The organism is Streptomyces sp. Alt3 (assembly GCF_030719215.1).
Lineage (GTDB): Bacteria > Actinomycetota > Actinomycetes > Streptomycetales > Streptomycetaceae > Streptomyces > Streptomyces glycanivorans.
This window is the reverse complement of sequence record NZ_CP120983.1, coordinates 7464724-7488362: the sequence shown is the minus strand read 5'-3', so window position 1 is coordinate 7488362 and position 23639 is coordinate 7464724. Positions and strand designations below refer to the sequence as shown.

Genomic DNA, 23639 nt, shown 5'->3' with positions numbered 1-23639 from the left:
TCGATCTTTGGAGAGCTGCTGTGGCGGTCGATTTCCTGACGGATGAGCAGGCGGCCCGGTATGGGTCGTTCCGCGAGGCTCCTTCACGGGCGGAGCTGGAGCGGTACTTCTTCCTGGACGACGCGGACCGGGAGGCGGTGCAGGCCAAACGGCGGTTGCACAACCGGCTCGGGTACGCGGTTCAGCTGACGAGTGTGCGCTTTCTGGGCCGGTTCATGCCGGACCCACGGCAGGTGCCGGCGGAGGTGGCCGAGTATCTGGCCGGGCAGTTGGAGATCGCGGACGCCTCGTGCCTGAAGCTGTACGGCGAGCGGGACGGTACGGCTCGTACGCACGCCGGGGAGATCCAGGAGGCCGGGGGCTGGCGGGACTTCGCGGAGGTCCGCGAGGAGCTGGCGGGGTGGCTGGACGCGCGGGCGTGGACGACGGGGGACGGGCCGAAGGCGTTGTTCGACGTGGCGGCGGGGTGTCTGCGCGAGGGCCGGGTGCTGCTGCCGGGGCGAGCCGTCTGGCCCGGCTGGCGGGGTCGGTGCGGGAGGCGGCGAACCAGCGGTTGTGGGACACCTTGTACGGGATGCTCGGCGTGGGGCAGCAGGCGGTGCTGGACTCGCTGCTGACGGTGCCGCCGGGTGAGCGGGTCTCGGAGCTGGACCGGCTGCGCCGGGGGCCGGTGCGGGTGTCGGGTCCGCAGATGAAACGGGCGCTGGAGCGGGCGGAGGAGATCGCCGCGCTCGGGATGGGCGCGGTGGATGTGTCGGGGATACCGCCGCGGCGTCTGGCGGAGCTGTCGCGCTATGGGGTGGACGGCAAGGCGTCGCTGCTGCCAGCACTCTGACGCCCGCCGCCTGGCGACGCTGCTGGCCACCACCGTCCACCTGCCGTCGCGGGCGGTGGATGACGCGCTGGACCTGCTGGAGGTGCTGATCGCGACGAAGCTGCTGGCCCGGGCGGAGCGGGAGAGCGCGAAGGAGAAGCTGAAGACACTGCCGCGGGTGGAGCGGGCGTCGGTGAAGCTGGCGACCGCCTTCCAGGTCGTGTTCGACACCACGCGCGAGCAGGTCGATACCGGCACCGGGGAGATCGCGCCGCCGAAGGTGGCGAGCCTGGAGGCGATGTGGGCGGCGATCGAGCAGGTGGTGCCCCGCCAGGAGCTGGCGGCGGCAATCGCCGCGCTGTTCGAGCTGACCCCGCCGCTGGACTCGGATGCCGATGAGGCGTGGCGGGCCATGCTGGTGGGCCGGTTCGGCACGGTCCGCCCGTTCTTGAAGCTGCTGGTCACCGTGGTGGACTTCGATGCCACCCCGGAAGGCGAGGCCGTACTGGGCGCGCTGCTGTCGCTGCCGGAGCTGATGGGCCGAGGCGTACACGTTCTGCGTGCTGGAGCAGCTGCACCGGATGCTGCGCAGCAAGCAGGTCTTCGCCCGCAACTCCTCCAAGTGGGGTGACCCGCGGGCGAAGCTGCTAGCCGGGGAAGCGTGGCAGCAGGCACGCCCGACCGTGCTGGCCTCGCTGAACCTGCCCGGGGAGGCGGGCGGTCACCTGGCGGCGCGGGCCGCGCTGCTGCACGGCACCTATCGGGAGGTCGCCGCCCGGGTCCCGGACAACGCGCAGATCGTCTTCGACGACGACGGCCGCCTGCACTTCGCGGCCCTGGAGCCGGAGCCCGAGCCGGCCTCCCTGCTCGATCTGCGGGCGGCGGTGAACGCGATGCTGCCGCGGGTGGACCTGCCCGAGGTGTTGCTGGAGGTCTTCTCCTGGACCGGAGCCGATCAGGCGTACGGCGCCTTCCAGGACGCCGCCCGCGGCCGGGTCGACCTCGCCCGCATCGAGCGGCACTGGGAGGACATCCTGCGGATCATCGGCTCCATCCACACCGGAGCCGTCCGCGCCTACGACGTCATCCGCATGCTGTCCCGCGACGGTCGCCCCACCCCGCTCGGCGACGCGATCGCGCACTACGGGCGGATCGCGAAAACCCTGCACATCCTGCGCCTGGCCGACGAGCCCGGATACCGCCGCCAGATCAAGGTGCAGGCCAACCTCCAGGAAGGCCGCCACGCGCTCGCCCGGAAGATCTTCCACGGCCGGGCAAGGCAGCTCTACCAGCGCTACCAGGACGGCATGGAGGACCAGATCGGCGCGCTGGGCCTCGTCCTCAACGCACTCGTACTGTTCAACACCCGCTATATGGACGCCGTAGCCCAGCTCCGGAGTGACGGTTTCGAGGTCCGGGACGAGGATCTCGCCCGGCTCTCCCCGTTCGTGCGACATCACATCAACGTGCTCGGCCGGTACTCCTTCCAGCTCCCCGACCTGCCCGGTGGCCTGCGGCCCCTGCGCGACAAGACCGCCGTGGACGAGCTGTGACGGGGCAGCGGTGGGGCCGGCGCCGGACGGTGCATCCCTATCGGACCGGGCGCGCGGGACAGGCTGGACGGAAGGGATCAGGTGTCAGCGCGGTACGCCGAGGCCGTCGAGGACGATGCCCACGGCCCGGTCGAGTGCCTCGCCTTCGCTGAGGTCCGTGGCGTATGCGAGGGCGCGCAGGAGGAGGGAGACGTCGTCGCCGGTGACGTCGAGGCGCGCGGCGCCGGCGGCCTGGGCGCGGTGGAGTGCGCCTTCGAGGGCCGCGCGGAAGGCGTCGGCGGCCTCGGTGACCGGCCGGGACAGGCCCTGGCCGTCGTCGTCGTGCGGGGGCAACAGATCCAGCAGGGTCATCTTCACCGGCCCGGCCGCCGCCAGGGACCTCATCAGGGAGGCGAAGGCTTTTCCGGCGTCCTGGCTTTCGGCGAGCGCCAGCGCCTGGGCGGTCAGCTTCTCCAGGTAGCGGCACGCGGTGGCCTCGATGAGGTCCTGCTTGGTGGCGAAATTCCGAAAGACGGTGGCGATGCTGACCCCGGCCCGCTGCGCGACCTCATCGGTGGAGGCGGCGGCCCCCTTCTCAGCGAACACATGCTCGGCGGCCAGCAGGACCTTCTCCCTGTTGGCGGCTCCGTCGCGGCGCATAACCGACCCCTTTTGCAAACGTAGTGGACACTACGTATGATGCGTAGTGGATACTTCGCTTAAGGGTAGGGGGTTTCGCCCCGCTGCGCCAAACGCGCGGGACGCCCCATGTCCGACAAGCGCCCTGAACAGAACGGGCCGATGAGCGCACAGCCCTCCCAACCGCAGGCCCTCAGAGCGCCGGCGTGGCAACGGCCCTCCCCACGGGCCAGCAGAAAACACAAGGAGAACCAACCATGTCCGTAACGGACGAGAACACCACTGTCGTGATCGTGGGCTCGGGTGTCGCCGGGCTCGCCCTCGGCAACTTCCTCCTGCGCAGCGGGATCGACTGCGTGGTACTGGAGCGGCACAGCCGCGAATACGTCGAGCAGCGCCAGCGCGCGGGGGTCATCGACCCCAGGGCCGCGCGCATGTTCCGTGCGTGGGGCCTGGAGGACCGGGTCCTCGACGGCGCCCCCTTCGCGCCGGTGCTGAACTTCCGCGTCGACGGCGAGACGCGGCCCTTCCGGTACGTGACCGACGACCACGTCGACGGACGCTTCTGCCCCCAGCAGGTCCTCGTGCGCAACCTCATCGACGTCTTCGTCAGCGACGGCGGCGACCTCCGCTTCGAAGCCGAGGACGTCGAACTGGAGGACCTCACCGGCCCCCGGCCCCAGGTGCGCTACCGCGACAGCACGGGCGTGACGCGGACCATCACCTGCGACTTCATCGCCGGCTGCGACGGAGACCACGGCGTCAGCCGGGCGAGCATCCCCGACAACGTACTCACCCGCCAGTCCCACGAGTACGGGTACGCCTGGCTGACCGTACTGGCCGACGCCCCCGCCAACCACCAGTCCATGATGGCGATCCACGACCGGGGATTCGCCGGCCAGTTCGCCCGCGGCCCCCAGGCCAGCCGCTTCTACCTCCAGTGCCCGCTGGACACTGCCGTCGAGGAGTGGACGGACGACCGGATCTGGGAAGAGATCGAGGCACGCTTCGGCGAACCGGTCACCGCGAAGGGACCCATCACCAGCAAGACGCTGGTGCCGCTGCGCAGCGTGGTCTACGCCCCCATGAGCTACGGCCGCCTGTACCTGCTCGGTGACGCCGCGCACATCGTGCCGCCCATGAGCGCCAAGGGCATGAACCTGGCGCTGCACGACGCCGACCTGTTCGCCACGGCCGTCTGCAAGCAGGTCAAGGAGCAGGACGCGGGCCCGCTGGAGGCGTACTCCGCCACCTGCCTGAAGCACGTGTGGAACTACCAGGCGTACGCCGCATGGTTCACCGACCTCATGCACGACGCGGGAGACGTCTCCTACCACGGCGAGTTCCGGCGCAGCCTCGCACGCGCCGAGTTCGAACGCCTCTACGACTCCGAGACCGCCAACCGGCTCTTCGGCGAGTTCCTCACCGGCCTGAACTGAGCCCCCACCTCCTGGCCGAGTAAACAGAGTTTGCAGGCCTGAGCAGCCGGGCCACCAGCACCTGCGGGGGCCGGAACGGGGAACCCCGTTCCGGCCCCCGCAGGTGCTGGTCATGAACACCATGCCCTGACAGTTCGGTGGCGCAGCTTCATCCTCTGCTGCCTCCCGGAGCGAGCAGACTGGTCAGTTCGGCGATTGCCTCTGCAGAGGGCTTGAAGTATCGGCGCACGTTCTCCGGCCTTTTTATGCCTCGACTTCGCCATCAGCATCAGCAGCGACGCCCCCTGCTCCCCCAGATGCGTCAGAGCGGAATGGCGGTACTCGTGCAAGTCCCAGCCTGTACCGGGCCCCCGCACAGCCGTGTGCTCATCCAACAGTGCACGGGCCTGGCCGTAGGAGAGGCGGGCCAGACCATTGTCCGGGCATACGTCACGCGGGTTGACGACCTTCCCCGGACCGGGGCGGCGGTGGGTGACGAACACCGGGCCCCGGGACCGGCCACGCAGCAGGCGGGGCAGAAGCCGGGCTGTACCAGCGTCCCAGTAAACGGTCTCCAGACGAAGTCCTCACGGGCCTGGCCCCGGCGTCGGGCCTTGCCTCGGGCGCCCTTGGCCTTGACCGAACAGCGGCGGCCACCGAGGTCCAGGTCCTCGATGTTCACGCCGAGGACCTCCTCCGTGCGGGCGGCGGTCTCATACAGCATCCGCCACAGCGTCTTCTCCCGCAGGTGGACCTCGCGCCGTCCGGTGAGCCGGTCCACGGCCATCTTCGAGCGGGCCGGGGTCTCGGAGTCCGGCACTGCCAGCCGCTTCGTCCAGGCCGGGACCGCCGGGCCGTCGTATCCGTACTCCGCGCACCAGCCCAGCCAGGAGAGCACCGCCGCCCGGCGGACGTTCCAGGTGTTGACCGCCGCGGCGCCCCACAGCAGTTCCAGGGCCTCGCCGATCTCGTCGTCCGCGACCGACCCCAACGGGCGAGCCTCCCCGATCTGCTCGGCTGTCTTGCCGACGCCGACTCCGTAGCTGCGGACGGTGTTCGGGTTACGGAGCGAGCCGAGGAAGGCGTCAGCTGCCGCGCGGACGGTCAACGCCTTCCCGGCCGGCAGTTGCACGACAGTGGGCACCGCTTCCCCCTTGCCACGGATAACAGGGCCGCTTCATGTACAGCCCGGCGGACGTCACCGCAGGTGACGAACCAATCTCCCGCAGATAATGGGGCGTATCTGTGGAACGACTTCAGACCGGCCCCACAGCCGATGCTCCGTCAGCCGCCCACCAGGGCCAACGAACGCTTAGCGCACGATCTGACACAGATGTTCCTCAGACCCCGATCCCTCGCCGCAAGGGCGACCCACTGGTCGTGGACCGGGACGAGTGCGTCAGGGACGACGCGTCGCTGGAGGCCATGGCCAAGCTGCGCCCGTCCTTCCGTGACGACGGCGGCACCGTCACGGTGGGCAACTCGTCGCCGCTGAACGACGGCGCGGCCGCCCTGCTGCTGGCCGACGAGGAAGGCCTCCGGGCCACCGGCCGGGAGCCGCTGGCCCGGATCACTGCATCCGCCGTGTCCGCGAACGAGCCGCACTTCTTCGGTCTCGCTCCCGTCGAGGCGGTGAACAGGGCACTGGACCGGGCGGGCAGGGGCTTCGCCGACCTCACGACCCTCGAACTCAACGAGGCCTTCGCCGCCCAGGTGCTGGGCTGCGTGGCAGAGTGGCCCGACCTCGACCCGGCGATCCTCAACCCGCGCGGCGGCGCGATCGCGATCGGCCACCCTCTGGGCGCGTCCGGAGCCCGCCTGGCGGGGTCCGTCGCCCACCAGCTCAGGGCCGCCGGGTCCGGGGTCGGTGTCGCGACGCTCTGCATCGGCGTGGGCCAGGGCTCCGCCCTGGTGCTGGAGAGGTAGCGCGGCGGGAGGCCCTGTGGCGGCCGGTCGCGCGACCGGCGCGCACAGGCGTCCCACGACGTGCGCGGGCCTTCTGCCGGGTTCCGGCCGCGCGAGGGCGGCAGGCGTCTCCCGGCCGCGCATGACAACCGTGCGGTCGCTGTGCGCGCCGGGGCGGCCGGCATCCGCGGCGGTCCGGAGGAGGAGGAACCACCGGGCGTCCGAGCAGGCGGGACGGCGGACCTCCCGGCGGCCGGTCCCTTCCCGAGCGGCGGAACGGGCCTGCCGGATGAATGATGAACAGATGCTGTGGTGCTGCGGGAGCCCTCAGGTCCTCTTCGCCGTGCGGAGCGGGCCGCGGCTCCCATCACGAGGCGGACGTCACGGGCGCATGACCTGCCGGACCGCGTTCCCGGCGGCCGCGCAGGTGCCGCCCGTCCGGATCGCGCCGTCCGCCTGCCGGGGGACACGCCGTCGGCGCGTTCGGCCGGAGGAGTCCGGCGCCCGGGAACGGCGAGGGCCGACCGATGAGGTCCGAGGACGGGCTGCTGGAGATCGGCTTCATGCGCACGGTGTTCGACAGCCTGGGCGCGGGAGTCTTCGTCACCGATACGTCCGGCCGGCTCACCGCGTGCAATCCACGCGCCGCACAGCTCCTCGGACGGCCGCGGGACCAGATGCTCGGTAACGACCTGCACGATCTGATACACCGCCGACGTGACGGCAGCACGGTCCCGCGGAGCGAGTGCAGTCTGCTGGCCGTGCTGGACAGCGACCGGCCGGCCGAGGGAACCGACGAACTCTTCCTGCGCGGGGACGGCACCCTGGTGCCCGTCATCTGGGCGGCGACTCCGCTGCGGCACGAAGGACGTTCCGAGGGCGCCGTGGTCGTCTTCCACGATTTCAGCCTGCACCGTGACGCGGCCGAGCAGACCGCGGCCTACCTGGCCGCCCTGGAGGGGCTCACCGCCCGGCTGACGATGGTGGCGGAGGTCTCGACCGTCCTCATCTCCGCGTCGGACACGCCGGAGATGTTGCGCAGGCTGGCCGGGCTGCTCGTCCCCGACATGGGCGACTGGGCGGCGGTCGACCTGCGTACGTCGGAGCAGACGGGCGAGATGCGGCGCGTCGTCGTCCGTACCTCCGGTGACCAGCACACGGCCGACGGGCTCGCGGGGCCGTTGCCCCCGCTGCCCGAGTCCACCCGCTCCGCTGCGATCCAGGCACTGCGGAGCGCCGAGCCCGTCGTGCTGGACGCGGACACCCTCGCGGAGCAGCCGGACAGTGCGCTGGCGAGCGCGCACCGCGACCTGTTCGACCGGCTCGGAGGGGCCTGTGCCGTCGTGGTGCCCCTGCACACCCGGCGGAAGGTCTTCGGCGCGCTGACCGTGGCCCGTCTCGACCCCGCGGCCTCCTACACGGAGGCCGAGATCTTCGTGCTCTCCGACATCGCGCGGCGCGCAGGCCTCGTCATGGAGGCCGCCGAACTCTTCGAGCAGCAGCGCCATGTGGCCGAGACCATGCAACGCCAGCTCCTCACCCCGCTGCCGCAGGTGGACCACCTCACCATGGCGGCCCGCTACCGGCCCGCCGAGAGCGCCGCCGAGATCGGCGGGGACTGGTACGACTCCTTCCTCCTCGGCGACGGTGTGCTGACGATGGTCATCGGGGACGTCGTGGGCCACGACCTCAAGGCCGCCGCCCACATGGCCGAGGTCCGCAACATGCTGCGCGCCCTTGCGTGGGACCGGACGGAACCGCCCAGCCTGATCATGCGCCGCCTGGACGAGGCCATGACCCATACCAGCGACGCCCCGATGGCCACCTGCGTCTTCGCCCGCATCGAGGGCCCGGAGGGCGGGCCCTGGCAACTCCGGTGGGTCAATGCCGGCCACCCTCCGCCCCTCCTGGTCACGGCCGACGGGCGGACCAGGTTCCTCGAAGCCGGTCACGGACCTCTCCTCGGTCTGAGCTCGGCCCTGCACCTGGGGCTCGGCTGGCCCGACGCCCGGGCGGACCTCCCGCCCCGTTCGACCCTGCTCCTCTACACCGACGGGCTCGTCGAGAGCCGCACCCGTGACATCGAGGCAGGGCTCGACTCCCTGCGGAGGCATGCCTCGGCCCTGGCCGACCGTGACATCGAGGACTTCCTCGACGAACTCATGGCCCGCATCGACCCCAGCGGTGACGACGTCGCCCTGCTCGTCCTGCGCATCCCGGCGGCAGGCGTCGGCGCCGGTGACGCCGAGGCACCGCCGCAGCACGCGCACAACCCTGCCGCCCCCGGCCGCGGGGCGCCGGGCTCCCGTATCGAGGACACACCCGTCAGGGACACCTCCGAACCCTCCTGACACACACGGCGGGCCGTCGGGCAAGGGGGCTGGGCACACCTGTGATGCGGGGACGGGCCGCACCGACTCCGCGGCCTGCCCCTGGAAGGGTCGTCGGTGAACGACCGACCGGCCCGCGGACGCGGGCCACGCCCCAGGGGGAAGTCCCATGCGACGCAAGCGCCTCGCCACCGCAGTCCTGCTCGCCGCCGCACTGAGCCGTCTCCAGGGCGCGGTGGACGCGGCTCTGTGCGGGAGGGGCCGCGGATGAGCCGGGCCCGGCCCCGCACAGGCTCGCCGCACACGTCCCGGCCGGGAGCCCCCCTTCCGTTTTGACGTGTGCAGCGGTGTGGCGGCCGGCAGCGGCCGCCCGTGCGAGGGGAGGGCCTCAGAGGTCGCCGGGGCCGTCGACCACACGGAAGGGGACGCCGAGCAGATCGGCTGCGGCCTTGAAGTCCTTGGCCCGGTGGCCGGTGCAGACGGTCCAGTGGTGGCCGATCCCGGTCGAGGACCAGGCGTCCGTCCACTCCCCCGGGTCGAAGCCGAAGTCGACCCGTGAGGTGGTGTTGCCGATCTCCAGCAGGGGTCCGGGAACGACTTCGCCCTCGGAGACGATGAAGCTGAACGTGCCGTCCGCCTCCTGTCCCATGCCGAACGCGGTGACCGGCCCGTGCCTGACGTCGAACTCGACGCCGACTCCCCAGCCGCGCTTGCCGTGGTAGACGCCGAGGCCGCGCAGCAGCGGGTCCTTGGACGACATGGCCAGATGGGCAGGTCCGTCGTGGCCCATCTCCACCACGCCGTCACGGAAGTTGAGGGCCTGGAGCTCGGTGAACGACCCGCCCGCACCGAGCGTGTCGGCGATCAGCATGGCGAGGCTGGTGCGGAGTTCGTACTCGCCGGCGACCGGGATGCCGCGGGCCGTCAGCAGGGAGGCACCGAGGATCATGCCCGCGCCCAGCCGCTCGTGGATCTCGCCGTCGAGACCGCGGTGGTAGTACGCGAGACTGTCGAGCTCGAAGTCCTCGACCAGCCGGTCGAGACCCACGGAGACGCGGGCCGCCCAGTCGAGGTCCTCCTCCTTCACCGAGCCGTCGAGGGTGAAGACCCTGCGGGCCAGGGCGACACGTCCGGCGGCCTGCCCGTCGGTCACCGCGGCGACCCTGACCCGGAGGTCGTCGGGTTCGAGCACCTCCACATGGCCCCCGAACTGGCTCGACACCAGGGTCATGTCCGTGGAGACGTCCAGCATGCCGGGATAGAGGTGCCCCATGAGGCCGTGCCGTCCGTGGCGCATCGCGCCGCGCACTCCGGCGGCCGAGATCCACCTGGCGATCCGGGCCCAGGCGTTGTCGTCGTGCAGGTGCCCCGAGACCGAGCGGAAGGGGATGCCGCTGCGCCGGAAGACGTTGGCGACCTCGGGCAGCGGGCACTGGCCGCAGTAGGCGAGCCACTTGCCGGTGTCGGTGTCCGCGTGGTCCATCGCCTCGGTCGGCTGGAGGTCGATGACCAGGACCGGAGTGTGGGTGCGCTGGGCTATCGGCAGCACCATCGACGCCGTCAGATACGTCGTCAGGAACGTGACGACGATGTCGCAGTCGGCCTTGCGCAGTTCCTCCGCAGCCCTGGACGCCTCCTGCGGATCGGAGATGAAACCTGCGTCGACCACCTCGCAGCCCATCTCCTCGAACCGCCGGGTGACGAGGAGCGCCGATCCCCTCAGTCGGTCGAGAAGGCCGGGGAACTGCGGCCAGTACGCGCCGAGCCCACCGGACACGAGTCCGAGACGGGTGGGGCGCCGCCGCACCGGGGTGAGCGCCCCGTCGAGCGCGGCGGAGGAGACGTCGTCAGTCATCAAGCATCCCTTCCTGGATGTTTCATTACTGCGAGAGCGAACATCGATGAAACATTCGACAGACGACTGAAACGTATCAACGAGGGAGTCACCGGGATAGATCCCGGACACGTCGCGTTGTCGGAAGGGGCTCGGGGCCCCGGCCGGACAGGCGTGAAAGTGCCTGCGGAGCACGATGTTCACTGTGGTAAAAACGGACGATGTCAGAGGAGAACCCTGCCGAGGGAGACCACCGGAGGGCGTCGATCGTCACGGCGCTCCGGAAGGGGGTGCGTCGCGTCGACGACCTGGCGCGCGCCTGCGGCGTCAGCACGATGACCATCCGGCGCGACCTCCAGGTGCTGGAGCAGCGGAACGAGATCCGCCGGGTCCGTGGCGGAGCCGTTCCCGTGGATGCCTGGACGTTCGGCCACCGGCTCGGGCGCTCCACCGCGGCCAAGAACGCGATCGCCGCGAAACTGCGGCCTCTCCTCCCGGACAAGGGCGGCGTCGGCTTCGACGGTTCGACGACCGTACACAGCCTCGCCCGTCTGCTGAAGGAGCATCCGGTCGACGACCTGACGGCGGTCACGACCGCCTTCGAGACCTTCCACGAGCTGTCCGGAACGCCTGGTTGCAGGGCCTACGCCACCGGCGGGACGGCGGATCTGCACACCGGGAGCCTGGTGGGACCACTGGCTCAGGTGACGCTCCAGCAGTTCGCCCTGCACACGTGCTTCCTGTCCGCGACCTGTCTGGACGACTCCATCGGGTCGACCGAGTTCACCGCGGACGAGGCAGCGGTGAAACGCGCGCTGACCGACGTCTCCCAGCGAACCGTCCTGGCGGTCGACTCCTCGAAGCTGGGCCGCCGCGCCGTGGCCAAGTGCCTGCCCCTGGACGAGATCGACATCCTGGTGACGGATCTGGATCCGCTCGACGAGCGGCTCGATCCCTACCGAGGCCTGGTCGAGCTCCTGTGAGGTGCGGCGGTCCGGTGAGTACGCCCGGGCACGCCCCGCCCGGCCGGGCGGACGCAACGGCCCCGGCCCCCCGACCCGCACGCCTCGACGGCGCGCCGGCCAGGGGGACGGTTCCTCACTGCTTACGGACGGACGCCTTGCTGGCGCTGCCGTTGATGACGAACTGCGATCCGGGTTCGACCACGACGTCACCGTCGGCCGACCCGGTGATGGTGACGCCGGTCAGCGTCGCACTGCCCCGGGCGCCTCCGTGTGCCAGGATCCCGGCCCCGTTGACGGAGTCGGTGATGCGGACGTTCGATATCTGCGCCCCCGGCACGGAGCCGCCTCCCGACTTGAACTGGATCCCGTCGTAGGTCGAGTCATGGATGTCGGTGTCGCGGATCGTGACGCCGGGGATGTCCTGGCCGGCGGCGAACAGTGTGATCGCACCGAACTCCTGGGCCTCGCCCCAGAAGGCTCCGCCCGTACGGTGCAGGGCGTTGTCGGCGATGAGCGTCTGCCCGGAGAAGGGCAGCGGGTCGTGGTCCGTCGCCAGCATGATGCCCGGGTAGTTCATGGTGTCGGAGATGACGTTGTTCTCGATCGTGTTCCCGTACCCGCCGTACACCGCGATGCCGTTCGCCCTCCAGGGCAGCTGGATCGTGTTGTTGCGGAAGTGGTTGTCGTGCCCGACGTCCACCGAGGGGTTCTTCACGTACTTGCTCGACCAGACGGCCAGCGAGTCGTCCCCGGTGGTCCGGAACGACGAGTTGAACACCGTCGAGTTGCGGGTTCCGTTGGCGAAGTTGATGCCGTCGGCGTAGGTGTTGCGGATGCGCATGCCGGTGAACTCGACACCGTCGGCCGGCCCCAGAGGTCGGGGATGTTGTCGTAGTCACGGCCGACCCACACCCCGACGTTCGCGTGCTCCAGCCACACGTTGGTGATCTCGGTGTCGTCACCGAAGCGCCCGTTGAGCCCCACCCCGCCCTCGGCGTTGCCGTCGCCGCCCCGGATGGTGCCGGAGCCGAAGATGGCCAGGTCGGAGATCTTGGTGTTGTCGTCGATGTCGAAGCCGAAGTTTCCCTCGTGCGGGTGGTTGATGCCGCCCGCGTTCTGGGGCTGGGTGAGGGTGTACAGCTGGGAGTGCCACATGCCCGCACCACGGATCGTGACGTCCCTGATGCCGACCTGGTTGAACTGACCGCGGTTCAGCGGGTCGTCGGTCAGGATCTTCTGCTCCTGCCGCCACTGCCCCGGCGGAATCCAGACGCAGCCGATGTCACCGTTCTGGTCGGCCGTCACCGCCCGCTGGATGGCGTCGGTGTCGTCGATCCCGTCGTTCGGGACCGCGCCGTAGGTGGTGATCGAGGTGCATCCGGCAGGCTGGGACGCCGCCGGCGCCACCTGCTCGAGGTCGACGAGGTCGATGATGTAGAAGGAGGCCGAGTCGGCCGCGTCACGCTGCAGCCGGAACTTCGTCCCTGCGGGGTAGGTCCGGCCGAGCAGGGCGTTGGACTCGTCGAAGAGCCTGCGGGCGTCCGCCTGTGGCTGGTTGGTCAGGCCTTCGGGGCTGTCCGTGTCGCCGTACAGCCAGCTGTGCTTGGAGGAGAGGGTCAGCTTCCTGGCGAAGGCGTTGTCGACGTACAGGCTGATCGTGGCCTCGGTCCCGCCGCCGCCGGGGGCGTCGGGGACGGAGTTGCGGACCACGATCGAGTTGGTCGGCACCGTCGAGGTGATCTCGACGTACTCCCCGGTGGAGTTCAGCCGCACCGACTCGCGGCCCGAGGACTCGGTTGCGAAGTTGGTGTGCCCGAAGGTGCGCTCCTTGTCGGCCTTCAGCAACGTGCCCTTGTAGGAGCCCTGTTCGGCTTCGTACTCGGTGTAGGGAACCGCGGCCCCACGGCCGACCACGATGGCCCGGGAGAAGACGTTGTTGTTCTCGTCGGTCTCGGTGACGACTCCGGTCGCGTCCGCGGTGGCGCTCAGGTTGGCACCGCCGCTCTTCGCGGTCCAGCTCCCGCTGATGGGCACGCTGACCGTGCCTCCCGCGGGAACGGCCCCGGTGGTGCCGTTCAGCGTGGTGTTCTCCACCTGGAGGCGCGTGACGGTCGAGGCGCTGACGGCCGCGGTCCCGCGGTTGTGCACGGAGACGGTGAAGGTGACCGCCGCCCCGACGGCGGGGTTCGAAGGATCGGAGGTGATGCCCAGGACCTCCAGGTCCGGGCCGGGGCTCTGCGTGACCACCAGCTTGTCCGAGGCGGTGCGGCTGTTGTTGCTGTTGTCCTGCTCGACGACCACGTCACTGGGGTCGACCACCGCCGACACGCTGTACGCGCCCATCGGCCGCTTGCCGACGGCGACCTGCACGGTGGCGGACGCACCGGCGGCCAGGGCACCCACGGGTGCGCTGCCGGCGACGACGCCCTCCAGGCTGACGTCGACCGCCGTCGCCGTGGAGGCGGCCGTACCCGTGTTGCGCACGGTGGCGTCCACGGTGACGTCGTCCTTCTCCGAGGGCGTGGCAGGGGACCATGTCAGGCCGGAGACGGTCAGGTCGGGGTTGGGAGCGGCGGTCCCGACGACCTGGATCTCGGCGACCTGGGCCCCCGGGGCACCGGAGTTGGAGGAGAACGAGAGCCGGACGTCCGCGTACCGTCCACCGACCGGGAGGGTCACCGTGTTGCCGTTGCCCGAGGGGCTGAACACGTGGTCGGCGCGGTCCTTCAACGACGTGAAGGCGGTGGCTCCCTGGGCGCGCCCCAGCACCTGGATGCTCTGGGTGCGGGTCGCCCATGCCTGGTCGGGTGAGAGCTTGACGACGACGGCCTCGATGTCGGCGTCGGCGCCGAGCTTCACCGTCAGCGTCGAGGGGTGGCCGTCGGATTCCCAGTACGTACCGAGCTTGTCGTCGTTGGCGTTGGCCGCCACATAGGTCTGCGCGTACGACGACGCCTCGATCGGCTTGTTCAGCGCCAGGTTGGAGCCGTTCGCGGGCGGCGGGCCCGAATCCTCCTCGCCGTGGACCTCCACCTGGGAGAGCTGCGCGGCGTTCCAGCCGGTGTTGGCCGTCACCTGTACGCGGACGTACCGCACCTGCTTCGCCGGGAAGTCGACGGTGACGGTGTTACCGGCCGAAGGGCTGAACGTCCGGGACGCGGCGGCGGACAGCGCGCTGAAGCTGCTCCCGTCGGTGCTCCCCTGGACGCCGAGCGTCTGGGTGCGCGCCTCCCATGCGGCCGGCAGCTTCAGCACGACCTGGTCGACGTCGAACGTTCCCCCGAGGTCGATCCGGACCCATTGCGGGTAGGCGCCGGTGCTCTCCCAGTAGGTCTGCTGGCTCCCGTCGGTGACGTTGGACGCCGGATGGGCGCCGTGCGCCCCGCTGGTCGTCACCTGCTTGCCGAGCGCCAGATCGGTACTCCTGACCGCGGCCGAGGCGGCCCCCGGCAGGAGTCCGACGGTCATCAGCGCGGCTGCCACCGCACCGACGACGAACCGCCGTCCGAGTCGTTTCCATCTCATGCTGTCCTCTGTTCCGTGGGTCTGCGGGACCGGGAGGACGCGGCGACGCGTCACCGGCCGTGCGACGCGTGCGGCATCGACGGTCGGCGACGGGCGGGTGCGGGCTGCCGGTACACCGATGGGGGGACGATCAGGAACTCAGGCAGGCGAGGAGCGAGACACCTGCCGAGAAATCGCGCGTGGCGCTTGGATTTTTGAGTGATCCGGTCAGTTTTTTGCGGCGTCGAGGTGACAGGTTTCTAGCAGGCCGCACTTTTGTCAACGGTCCGCGCACGGGCCGCACATGAGCACCCACGCCGCGGGGGCGCGGTTCGCCGGCCGGGGCCGCCGGGTAGGCGTCCCGGCATGACCACCGAGCGCGCGTCCGTACTCGTCGAAGTCCGGAAGTACGACGGCCGCCTGAGCGGACGGTGGACCGCCGCCCGGCTCGGCGAGGACGAGCACGGCGTATGGCTGGGAACACCGCAGGGCGCTCCGACCACTTCGGATTCGGGTGACTGGGCAGCCCGGTTCGCCCACGTGGTGCTGGTCCCGCGCGACGCGTGGTGGATGGCGTCGTTCTGCGCGGCTCCGGGCCCCGAGGTCTACTGCGACGTCTGCACGGTCCCCCGCTGGAGCGAACACGGCACGGTGCTGCGCCTGGTGGACCTGGATCTCGACGTCGTGCGCCCCCACGGCGGCGACGTGCACGTCGAGGACGAGGACGAGTTCGCCGAACACCGGGTGCGCCACGGCTATCCCGACAGCGTCGTCACCCATGCCCGGCAGACCTGCGCGTGGCTGACGGGGGCGGTGCGCCGGGACGACGGCGCCGAACCCTTCACCTCGGCGTACCGCCCCTGGCTCGCCCTTATCGCGTAGCCCGGGGGCGGTGCGGCCCGGGCCGCACCCCGTCAGGCGGGAGCACCTCCGGCACCGCGCATGACGCATGCGCCGATCGCCATGCCACCTCGGACAGTCGGGCGCAGCCCGCGCCGCCCGCCGGGACACTCACGACGAACGGCGCGGGGCCCCGGGCACCCACCGGGGCCCCACCGCCACAGCACGCCTCATGTCCGCCCGGAGGCGGCGCGGCCGCCGGCCCTCGCGCGCCCCTCCCCCCGGAACCAGGCAGTCACCAGGACGACTTGGTCACTCCCGGCAGCAGACCGGCGTGCGCCTGCTCGCGCATCCGAACCCGGGACAGCCCGAACTTCCGCAGATGCCCTCGGGGCCGCCCGTCCACGGCATCCCTGTTGCGGACACGCGTGGCACTGGCATCACGCGGCTGGCGCCGCAGTTCCTCGACGGCCGCCCGCCGGTCCCGCTCCCCCGTCCTCGGGTTGCGGATGACCTCCTTCAGCTCCGCGCGCCGTGCCGCGTGGCGCGCGACCGTCGTCCTGCGCTTCTCGTTCCTCGCGATCTTGCTCTTCTTCGCCATCAGACCTTCACCCCTCGTGCCCTGATCCGCGCCACCGCCGCCTCGATGCCGATGACGTCGATGGTCCTGATGGCCCTGACGCCGAGCGTCAGCCGCACATACCGGCCCTCGCTCGGCAGCCAGTAGCGCTTGCGCTGCACATTCGGGTCGAACCGGCGCGGGGTGCGCCGGTGCGAGTGGGAGATCTTGTTGCCGAATCCCGGCCGGGCGCCGGTCAGTTGGCAATGGGCGGACATGGGAGTACCTGCCTCTCGTCGACATCGGCCCCCGTATTGAAAATGGAAACCATTCCCATATAGTAGCGCCATGGCCCGCAACGAACTACGCCCGATCATCAAGCTCCGCTCCACCGCAGGAACGGGCTACACCTACGTCACCCGCAAGAACCGGCGGAACAACCCCGACCGCCTGGTGCTGCGCAAGTTCGACCCGCTCGCACGCCGCCATGTCGACTTCCGCGAGGAGCGCTGAACCCCCGCTCCGTCCACCTCGTCCCGATCCGGAGGAACTCACCATGAAGCCAGGAATCCACCCCGCGTACGGCCCCGTCGTGTTCCGCGACAAGGCCGCCGACTACGCCTTCCTCACCCGCTCCACCATCAGCAGCGAGCGCACCGTCGAGTGGGAGGACGGCCGGACCTACCCGGTGGTGGACGTCGAGATCTCCTCGGCGAGCCACCCCTTCTACACCGGCACCGCACGCGTCCTGGACACGGCGGGACGCGTGGAGCGCTTCGAACGCCGCTACGGCCGCCGCGGGGAACGGTGATGGAGAGCGGCCGGAAGCTGCCCGTGGTCCTCGTCGGCGGGCTTCACTCCGACGCCCGCCGCGAGGTCGTGGAAGGGCTGCTCCGCCAGGTGCCCCGAAGCGTCGCGCTGCACCATGACCTGAGCACCGCGGTCAACGGCACCGTCCTGCGGACGGTCCGCGACGCCTCCGGCGAACTGGCGCGGGGCGAGACACCCCTCGTGAACGACTGCGCCTGCTGCGCCCTGCGGGAGGACCTGCTCCCCGAACTGGAGCGGCTCGCGGCAGAAGGGATCACCGGGCTCGCCGTCGTCGAACTCTGGGACTCCGTCGAGCCGAAGACGATGGCCGAGGTCATATCCGTCCACGGCCGGGGATGGGCCGAGGTGACCGGCGTGATCACCGCCGTCGACCCCGCACTCGTCCTGCCCTGTCTGACGAACGGTGACGATCTGGCGGAGGCCGGGCTGGCGGCGGCGCCGACCGATCAGCGCACGGTCGGCGACACATGGGCACGCCAGCTGGAGTACGCCTCCGTCGTCGCCCTCGTCGACAGCCATGACGCGGACGTTCAGGACCGGGCACTCATCGGGCAGTTGCACCCGACCGCACCCCGGGTTCCGGCAGGTTCGGCGGCTCTCGTCGAACTCGCCCTGGCCGGCTTCGACGTGGAGGCGGCCGGCGCCGCTCAGCACCCCTCCTGCGCCCTCCTCCCCCAGGAGGCGGAGGAGGCCGGTGTCAGCACCCTGGTGTGGCGGGAGCACCGCCCGTTCCACCCCGAGCGCCTCTTCGAAGCGCTGGAGGACCTGAGCTGCGCGGCCGCCCGGAGCCGCGGCCGCTTCTGGCTCGCCGACCGGCCGGACACCCTGCTGTCGTGGGATGCCGCGGGCGGGGCGCTGTGCGTCGAGAACACCGGGCCCTGGCTCGCGTCACTGCCGGACGCAGCCTGGGACATGGTTCCGCCGTTCCGCCGCGCCGCCGCGGCGCTCGACTGGCACCCCGAGGTCGGGGACTGCTGCCAGCACCTGGTGTTCGTCTCCCCCGGCCTCGACCGGGAAGGCCTCACCGCACTGCTCGATTCCTGCCTGCTGACGGACGCCGAGTACACGGCCGGCCGCGAGGCGTGGAAGAGGCTGCCGACCGCCTTCGGCCCCCTGCTCGACCCGATCCACTGACCACGCACCACCACCCCCGGAGGAAAGCCGATGCCACGCCGCCAGGAGAACCGGAGCCCGCTCAAGGCCCGCCCCAACCCCCTGGACACCGCCGGAATCACCTACGTCGACTACAAGGACACCGATCTGCTGAGGAAGTTCGTCTCCGACCGCGGGAAGATCCGCAGCCGCCGGATCACCCGGATCACCGCGCAGCAGCAGCGCCAGGTGGCGACCGCCGTCAAGAACGCCCGGGAGATGGCACTGCTTCCGTACACCGTCTCCCGCACGTGACCGGTCCCGGACGGGGCGTCCCGCCGCCCCGTCCGCGGAACCTGCGACGTTCTCCGGCGGGCCCGCGGGTCCGGTGACACTCCCGCGGCCGGAGAACGGGGCGCGAACGCCGGCCGCGGGGCCGACGGAGGGACGCCTCGAACATCCGTCGGGCGGGGTGCCGGACTACCCGAACCACCACCCATGGGTTAGGTTAGGCATACCTAAGTAACCGTATTGAGGCCTCCCCGCCCGCTCCTCTGGAGAACTTGGATGCGTCCTTTCAACTCCCGCGTCACACAGCCCACCCCCGCCGAACGCGTGCTGGCGATCCTCACCGCGGCCCATTCGATGACGGTGGTGAGCGACGGGCTCGATCCCGTCGAGGTACACCGGCTCGACGGGACAGCCGCGATCGGCCACATCCATCTGCACGAACCGGACGGGCACGGCGCCGCCCCGTCAGGGGAACGCATCCCCGTCCGGCTGGAGTTCACCGACATCGCACCGACTCCCGTGCGTGAACGCACGCGTGCCCGCGTCACGGTGACGGGCCTGCTGTCGGCCCCGTACAGCACGGAGGCCACGGAGAGCACCTGCATGGAGTTCGGCCAGGCGGTCTTCGAGGACCACAGGGGCCGCGCCTTCGTCACGCTGGACATGCTCCAGGAGACAGCACCCGATCCGATCGCCACCAGCGAGGCCGCGATGCTGACCCATCTCGTGGACGACCACGGCGAACTCGTCCCCCTGCTCCTGCGCCTCGTGCAACCTCAGCCGGACAAGGGGGTGACGCGCATCCTCCCGCTGGCGATGGACCGTTACGGAGTGACCCTGCGCCTGGAGTATCCCGGCACGCACCGCGACGTGCGTCTGCCGTTCGCGAAGCCCGTGGCCCGCCTCGACCAGGCGGGCCCCCAGATCCACGCCCTGCTGGCGGCCGCCCGGCGCGCCTCCCACCGCAATCAACTGCTCACCTGACCAAGGCCGGTCCACCGCCGCTTTCCGCCCGGGGGTGCCTACGGGGCCGGCGTGCCCGCGGGTCGCCGGGCCTCCAGCACGACCGCGGACCCCGCGGCGTCCCGGTCCTCGTACATGGTGATCACCTGGCCGGGGCCCAGGTGCCGCCAACGCGGCGGATTCAGCGGGGCAAGTCGCACGACGGCCCGCCCACCGGGCTCCAGGACGGGCGTCGACTCCACCCAGAGCCTTGCGATGTCGAGGACCGGTTCGCCGGCAGTCGTCAGGTTCCCGATGTCCCACATGGGCCGCAGTACGCCATGACCGGGGATGGCCGTCCGGCGCCCCGTGCCCGGGGCCGGGCGAAGTGAGAGATCGGCGCGGATGACTCCGTTGAGCGTCTCGAAACAGCGCCAGTGGCACCAGGCCGCGCTTTCCTCCAGCCGCATCTGCTCCGCAGCGGCTGCCAGTTGCTCCCAGAAGGCCGGAGGCGGGGGAGGGACGTCGGCGAGTTCCTCCAGCACCCCGAGAGCCACCTCCCACTCGTCCCGGACGAGGTGGTCCCAGACGTCGTCCACCGTCATGTCGTCCTCGGTGGCCAGCTCCTCGGGAACCAGCAGGGCGGCCGCTTCCAGCAGTTTCACGACGTCCATGTTTTCGATTCTGGACCCTGCGCCGCCGGCCCGACGGTCCGGGGCCCTTGCGGCATGCCACGGGAACGCGTCCGGGGGGTGGCACAGGCCACCCCCCGGGACACATCGGCACGTCCTCAGCTCTGGGGACGGCTGCCGTGGTTCGCGCCGTTCTTGCGGCGGGCCTTCTTCTTGCGACGTCGCTTCGAGGACATCGAACCTCCTCATTCAGTAGCTTCTGCTCACTATCCACCGGATTGTCGGCTCCGGCGATCACTGAGCCCCTTACCCACCGGCGCGGCGGCAAACACCCGGCGTGAATGCAGCCGGGTGGCGTACGTCACGGCAGGCGACGGTCCGTTCACTGCGTGCGTCGGCACCCGCGCACCGGGCCCGGTCCGCCTTCCGGCATCCATGGACAGCCGCCGACCTGCTGTGATGTGATCCCTGCGGCGGAACGGCCCTGTCCGGCGTCGCTCATCGGGCGATCCCCGGGTGCGCCGCAGGAAGACGACCCACCTCCTCGTCGACGCCCCCGCCGCACCGATCACCCGTGGGTCCACGCGTCGCCACGGCGAGCGCCCGGGTCCGTCCCCCCATGCTCGAAAGTTCGGAACACATGCAGAAGACCAAAGCCGCGCTCTGGGAATTCCTCCAGGGACTCGGCAAGACGTTCATGCTCCCGGTGGCGCTGCTCGCGTTCTGCGGCATCATGCTGGGCATCGGCTCGTCGCTCTCCAGCGAGGCCGTCACCGACAACCTGCCCTTCCTGAAGGCCGAGGGCTTCCACCTCGTCTTCACCTGGATGGGCAACACGGGCCTGGTCGCCTTTACCTTCCTGCCGGTCCTCTTCGCGATGGCGATTCCGCTCGGCCTCGCCCGGCAGGACAAGGGCGTGGCCGCGTTCTCGGGTTTCGTCGGCTTCGCCGCCATGAATCTCGCGGTGAACTTCTACCTCACCGCCCGGGGCGTCGACCTCGAGGACGAGGAAGCGATCAAGCACTACGGCATAGCCGATGTGCTCGGCGTCCAGTCCATCGATACGGGACTCCTCGGAGCCGTGGCCGTTGGCATCGTTGTCAGCCTTCTCCACCAGCGCTTCCGTACGCAGCGCATGCCTGATGCCCTGGCCTTCTTCGGTGGGCTGCGCTTCGTCCCGATCATCTCCGCCCTCGTGCTCAGCGTGCTCGGTCTGCTCATTCCGCTGGTCTGGCCGGCCTTCAACGGCTGGATCACAGCCGTGGGCCGGGGAATCGGTCACACCGGTGTCTTCGGGCCGTTCTTCTTCGGCATGGGAGAGGTGCTGCTGCGGCCGATCGGGCTGCACCACATCCTCGTGGCCATGTTCCGCTTCACCGACGTCGGCGGTTCGGGTGCCGTGTGCGGGGACAACGTCTCCGGCGCCCTGAACATGTTCTACGCGCACCTCGACTGCGCGGGCGCGCCGAACGCCGCGGTGACCGACGCGACGCACTTCCTCTCGCAGGGCAAGATGGCGGCCTACCTGGGCGGCCTCCCCGGAGCGGCGCTCGCGATGTACCACTGCGCGAACAAGAGGATGCGGCCGGAGATCAAGGCCCTGCTCGTCTCGGGCGTGGTGGCCTGCGTGGTCGGCGGCATCACGGAACCGCTGGAGTTCCTGTTCCTGTTCGTCGCGCCGTGGCTGTACGCCATCCACGCGGTGCTGGTGGGGCTGGGCTTCCTCACGGCGGCCGTGCTCGGCGTCTTCATCGGGAACACCGACGGCAACGTCATCGACTGGCTGGTCTTCGGCGTTCTCCAGGGCTCGTCGACCAAGTGGTACCTGGTGCCGGTGATCGCGGCCGTGTGGTTCGCCGTGTACTACTTCCTGTTCCGCTGGGCGATCACCCGCTTCGACCTCAGGACACCCGGCCGTGACGAGGAGCCCGAGGAGGGCGCCGGGGACGTCGAGGACTCCGCTGCGGACGCGGCGCAGGCTCCTGCCCGCGAGCTGGTCGCCGGGAAGTACGACGCCGTGGCCATCCTCGACGCGATCGGGGGCGCCGACAACATCAGGTCCCTGGACAACTGCATCACGCGTCTGCGCATGACCGTCGAGGACGCCGCACTGGTGGACGAGGCGCGGCTGAAGAAGCTCGGCGCGGTGGGCGTGATCAAGCTCGACGGCCACACCGTGCAGGTCGTCATCGGACCGCAGGTCCAGTCGGTGAAGGACGCCATCGCCACCATGATCCCGGTGGGCTGACCATGTCCTCCCTCCCTCCCTCCGGCCCCGCTCCGGACGACCCCTACGGCTTCGGTGTCCCGGTGGACCGGCACGGCACCTGGTGCACGCAGTGGGACTACGTCGAGGACCGGTTCGGGGTACCGGACCTGCTGCCGTTCACGATTTCAGACATGGACTTCGAGACCGCCCCGGAGATCATGGCCGCGCTCCGGGGGCGGCTGGACCACGGCGTGCTGGGCTACTCGCGGTGGCGCCAGGACGACTTCCTCTCGGCGATCGTCCACTGGTACACGACACGGCACGCGACGGCCGTCGACCCCGGGTCGATCGTCTACGCGCCCTCCGTCGTCTACCAGTTGTCGCAGCTGCTCCGGCTGTGGTCGGAGCCGGGCGACGGCGTGGTGGCCCACACGCCCATGTACGACGCGTTCCCCGCGACCGTGGCGGCCCACGGGCGCAGGCTGCGGTCGTGCCCGCTCGACGACTGGGCGGAGCTGGAGCGGCTGCTGGCGCTTCCCGACACGGCGGTGCTGCTGCTGTGTTCCCCGCACAACCCGACGGGAAGGGTCTGGTCCGCGGACGAGCTGGACCGGATGGCGCGGCTGTGCGCGCGGTACGGCGTCGCCGTCATCAGCGACGAGATCCACTCGGACCTGGCGCACGCCCCGCACGTCCACCGTCCCTGGGCCCTGCACGGCGACGGAAGCCGGTGGGCGGTGATCACTTCGGCATCCAAGTCGTTCAACATCCCCGCGCTGACGGGCAGTTACGGGATCATCGGCGATCCACCCTCGCGCGACGCCTATCTGCGACAGCTCAAGGAGGCGGACGGGCTGTCCTCCCCCGCCGTGCTGTCACTGGTCGGGCACATCGCCGCGTACCGGGAGGGGGCGCCCTGGCTGGACTCCTTGCGCGCGTACCTGGCCGGCAACCTCGCGGTGGTCGGCGACCGCCTGGAGCGGGCGTTCCCGCAGCTCGGCTGGGAGCCGCCCCAGGCGGGGTACCTCGCCTGGATCGATCTGCGGCCGCTCGACGTCGACGACGACGCGTTGCAGCGCGAGCTCGTCGAGGTGGAGAAGGTGGCCATCATGCCGGGAGCGGCCTACGGCTCCCCGGGAAGGGTCCGGCTCAACGTCGGGTGTCCCCGGTCCAAGGCGGAGCAGGGAGTCGACGCGCTGGTCCGGGCGCTGCGCCGGCTCGGCTGAGACGCGGCGACGCCGGCCGAGAGGGGTGTCCGCCAGGTGAGCCCCTCCAATTTCTGTACGTCCTCGGCCGGTCTGA

17 protein-coding genes and 4 pseudogenes are annotated in these 23639 nt (G+C 70.6%); 13 read left to right on the top strand and 8 right to left on the bottom strand.

Annotation, left to right across the window (positions count from 1 at the left end):
* Positions 1-20 precede the first annotated feature (20 nt).
* Positions 21-2277, top strand: a pseudogene (locus P8A20_RS33165) (Tn3 family transposase); the annotation flags it as partial.
* A 174-nt stretch (positions 2278-2451) separates the two neighbouring features.
* Here the strand turns inward: P8A20_RS33165 and P8A20_RS33160 are convergent.
* Positions 2452-3006 (bottom strand): TetR/AcrR family transcriptional regulator, encoded by a 555-nt coding sequence (locus P8A20_RS33160; RefSeq protein ID WP_306104828.1) that lies wholly within the window; start codon positions 3004-3006, stop codon positions 2452-2454.
* A 236-nt stretch (positions 3007-3242) separates the two neighbouring features.
* On the opposite strand from P8A20_RS33160, the gene P8A20_RS33155 reads away from it, so the two are divergent.
* The gene (locus P8A20_RS33155) at positions 3243-4424 is read left to right on the top strand and encodes a 4-hydroxybenzoate 3-monooxygenase (protein WP_306104827.1); all 1182 of its coding nucleotides are present in this window, start codon (positions 3243-3245) and stop codon (positions 4422-4424) included.
* A 148-nt stretch (positions 4425-4572) separates the two neighbouring features.
* Here P8A20_RS33155 and P8A20_RS33150 read toward each other — a convergent pair.
* A pseudogene (locus P8A20_RS33150) lies at positions 4573-5547 on the bottom strand (tyrosine-type recombinase/integrase).
* 203 nt (positions 5548-5750) lie between these two features.
* On the opposite strand from P8A20_RS33150, the pseudogene P8A20_RS33145 reads away from it, so the two are divergent.
* Together P8A20_RS33145 and P8A20_RS33140 are read left to right on the top strand one after the other, a co-directional pair.
* A pseudogene (locus P8A20_RS33145) lies at positions 5751-6329 on the top strand (thiolase family protein); the annotation flags it as partial.
* 506 nt (positions 6330-6835) lie between these two features.
* Entirely contained in the window at positions 6836-8659 is a 1824-nt protein-coding gene (locus P8A20_RS33140) for a SpoIIE family protein phosphatase (RefSeq protein ID WP_147960899.1), read from the top strand.
* A gap of 367 nt (positions 8660-9026) precedes the next feature.
* Here P8A20_RS33140 and P8A20_RS33135 read toward each other — a convergent pair whose 3' ends face one another.
* Positions 9027-10493: an L-fucose/L-arabinose isomerase family protein gene (locus tag P8A20_RS33135; protein WP_147960898.1), complete on the bottom strand. Its 1467-nt coding sequence runs from the start codon at positions 10491-10493 to the stop codon at positions 9027-9029.
* A 200-nt stretch (positions 10494-10693) separates the two neighbouring features.
* Here P8A20_RS33135 and P8A20_RS33130 point away from each other — a divergent pair, with 200 nt between their 5' ends.
* Positions 10694-11455 carry a DeoR/GlpR family DNA-binding transcription regulator gene (locus P8A20_RS33130; protein ID WP_147960897.1) on the top strand — a complete coding sequence of 254 codons (762 nt, stop codon included), beginning with the start codon at positions 10694-10696 and terminating at the stop codon, positions 11453-11455.
* 115 nt (positions 11456-11570) lie between these two features.
* Here the strand turns inward: P8A20_RS33130 and P8A20_RS33125 are convergent.
* Positions 11571-14962: pseudogene (locus P8A20_RS33125) on the bottom strand (CARDB domain-containing protein).
* Between the two features lie 345 nt (positions 14963-15307).
* Here P8A20_RS33125 and P8A20_RS33120 point away from each other — a divergent pair.
* On the top strand, positions 15308-15823 hold the full coding sequence (locus tag P8A20_RS33120; RefSeq protein ID WP_306104826.1) for a DUF402 domain-containing protein: 516 nt from the start codon (positions 15308-15310) through the stop codon (positions 15821-15823).
* 253 nt (positions 15824-16076) lie between these two features.
* Here P8A20_RS33120 and rpsN read toward each other — a convergent pair whose 3' ends face one another.
* Both rpsN and rpmB read right to left on the bottom strand, forming a co-directional pair.
* Complete coding sequence (gene rpsN, locus P8A20_RS33115; RefSeq protein ID WP_147960894.1) at positions 16077-16382, bottom strand: 30S ribosomal protein S14; 306 nt, start codon at positions 16380-16382, stop codon at positions 16077-16079.
* Positions 16382-16618, bottom strand: a complete 237-nt coding sequence (gene rpmB, locus P8A20_RS33110; protein ID WP_147960893.1) for a 50S ribosomal protein L28 — start codon at positions 16616-16618, stop codon at positions 16382-16384. Before rpmB ends, rpsN begins: the two co-directional genes overlap by 1 nt.
* Before the next feature lie 70 nt (positions 16619-16688).
* On the opposite strand from rpmB, the gene rpmG reads away from it, so the two are divergent.
* The 5 genes from rpmG to P8A20_RS33085 all read left to right on the top strand — a co-directional run bounded on the left by rpmG (position 16689) and on the right by P8A20_RS33085 (position 19538).
* Complete coding sequence (gene rpmG, locus P8A20_RS33105) at positions 16689-16853, top strand: 50S ribosomal protein L33 (protein WP_147960892.1); 165 nt, start codon at positions 16689-16691, stop codon at positions 16851-16853.
* A 43-nt stretch (positions 16854-16896) separates the two neighbouring features.
* Positions 16897-17151: a type B 50S ribosomal protein L31 gene (locus P8A20_RS33100; protein ID WP_147960891.1), complete on the top strand. Its 255-nt coding sequence runs from the start codon at positions 16897-16899 to the stop codon at positions 17149-17151.
* Entirely contained in the window at positions 17151-18305 is a 1155-nt protein-coding gene (locus P8A20_RS33095; protein WP_147960890.1) for a CobW family GTP-binding protein, read from the top strand. Before P8A20_RS33100 ends, P8A20_RS33095 begins: the two co-directional genes overlap by 1 nt.
* A 30-nt stretch (positions 18306-18335) precedes the next feature.
* Complete coding sequence (gene rpsR / locus P8A20_RS33090; RefSeq protein WP_147960889.1) at positions 18336-18578, top strand: 30S ribosomal protein S18; 243 nt, start codon at positions 18336-18338, stop codon at positions 18576-18578.
* A gap of 252 nt (positions 18579-18830) precedes the next feature.
* Complete coding sequence (locus tag P8A20_RS33085) at positions 18831-19538, top strand: DUF2470 domain-containing protein (protein WP_147960888.1); 708 nt, start codon at positions 18831-18833, stop codon at positions 19536-19538.
* 38 nt (positions 19539-19576) lie between these two features.
* Here P8A20_RS33085 and P8A20_RS33080 read toward each other — a convergent pair whose 3' ends face one another.
* Both P8A20_RS33080 and P8A20_RS38830 read right to left on the bottom strand, forming a co-directional pair.
* Positions 19577-20170: a hypothetical protein gene (locus P8A20_RS33080; protein ID WP_147960887.1), complete on the bottom strand. Its 594-nt coding sequence runs from the start codon at positions 20168-20170 to the stop codon at positions 19577-19579.
* Between the two features lie 116 nt (positions 20171-20286).
* Complete coding sequence (locus P8A20_RS38830) at positions 20287-20364, bottom strand: 50S ribosomal protein bL37 (protein ID WP_370443954.1); 78 nt, start codon at positions 20362-20364, stop codon at positions 20287-20289.
* A 404-nt stretch (positions 20365-20768) separates the two neighbouring features.
* Between P8A20_RS38830 and malX the strand changes: the two genes are divergently transcribed.
* Positions 20769-22376 carry a maltose/glucose-specific PTS transporter subunit IIBC gene (gene malX, locus P8A20_RS33075; RefSeq protein WP_306104825.1) on the top strand — a complete coding sequence of 536 codons (1608 nt, stop codon included), beginning with the start codon at positions 20769-20771 and terminating at the stop codon, positions 22374-22376.
* 2 nt (positions 22377-22378) lie between these two features.
* Entirely contained in the window at positions 22379-23563 is a 1185-nt protein-coding gene (locus P8A20_RS33070; RefSeq protein WP_306104824.1) for a MalY/PatB family protein, read from the top strand.
* Positions 23564-23639: the final 76 nt, after the last annotated feature.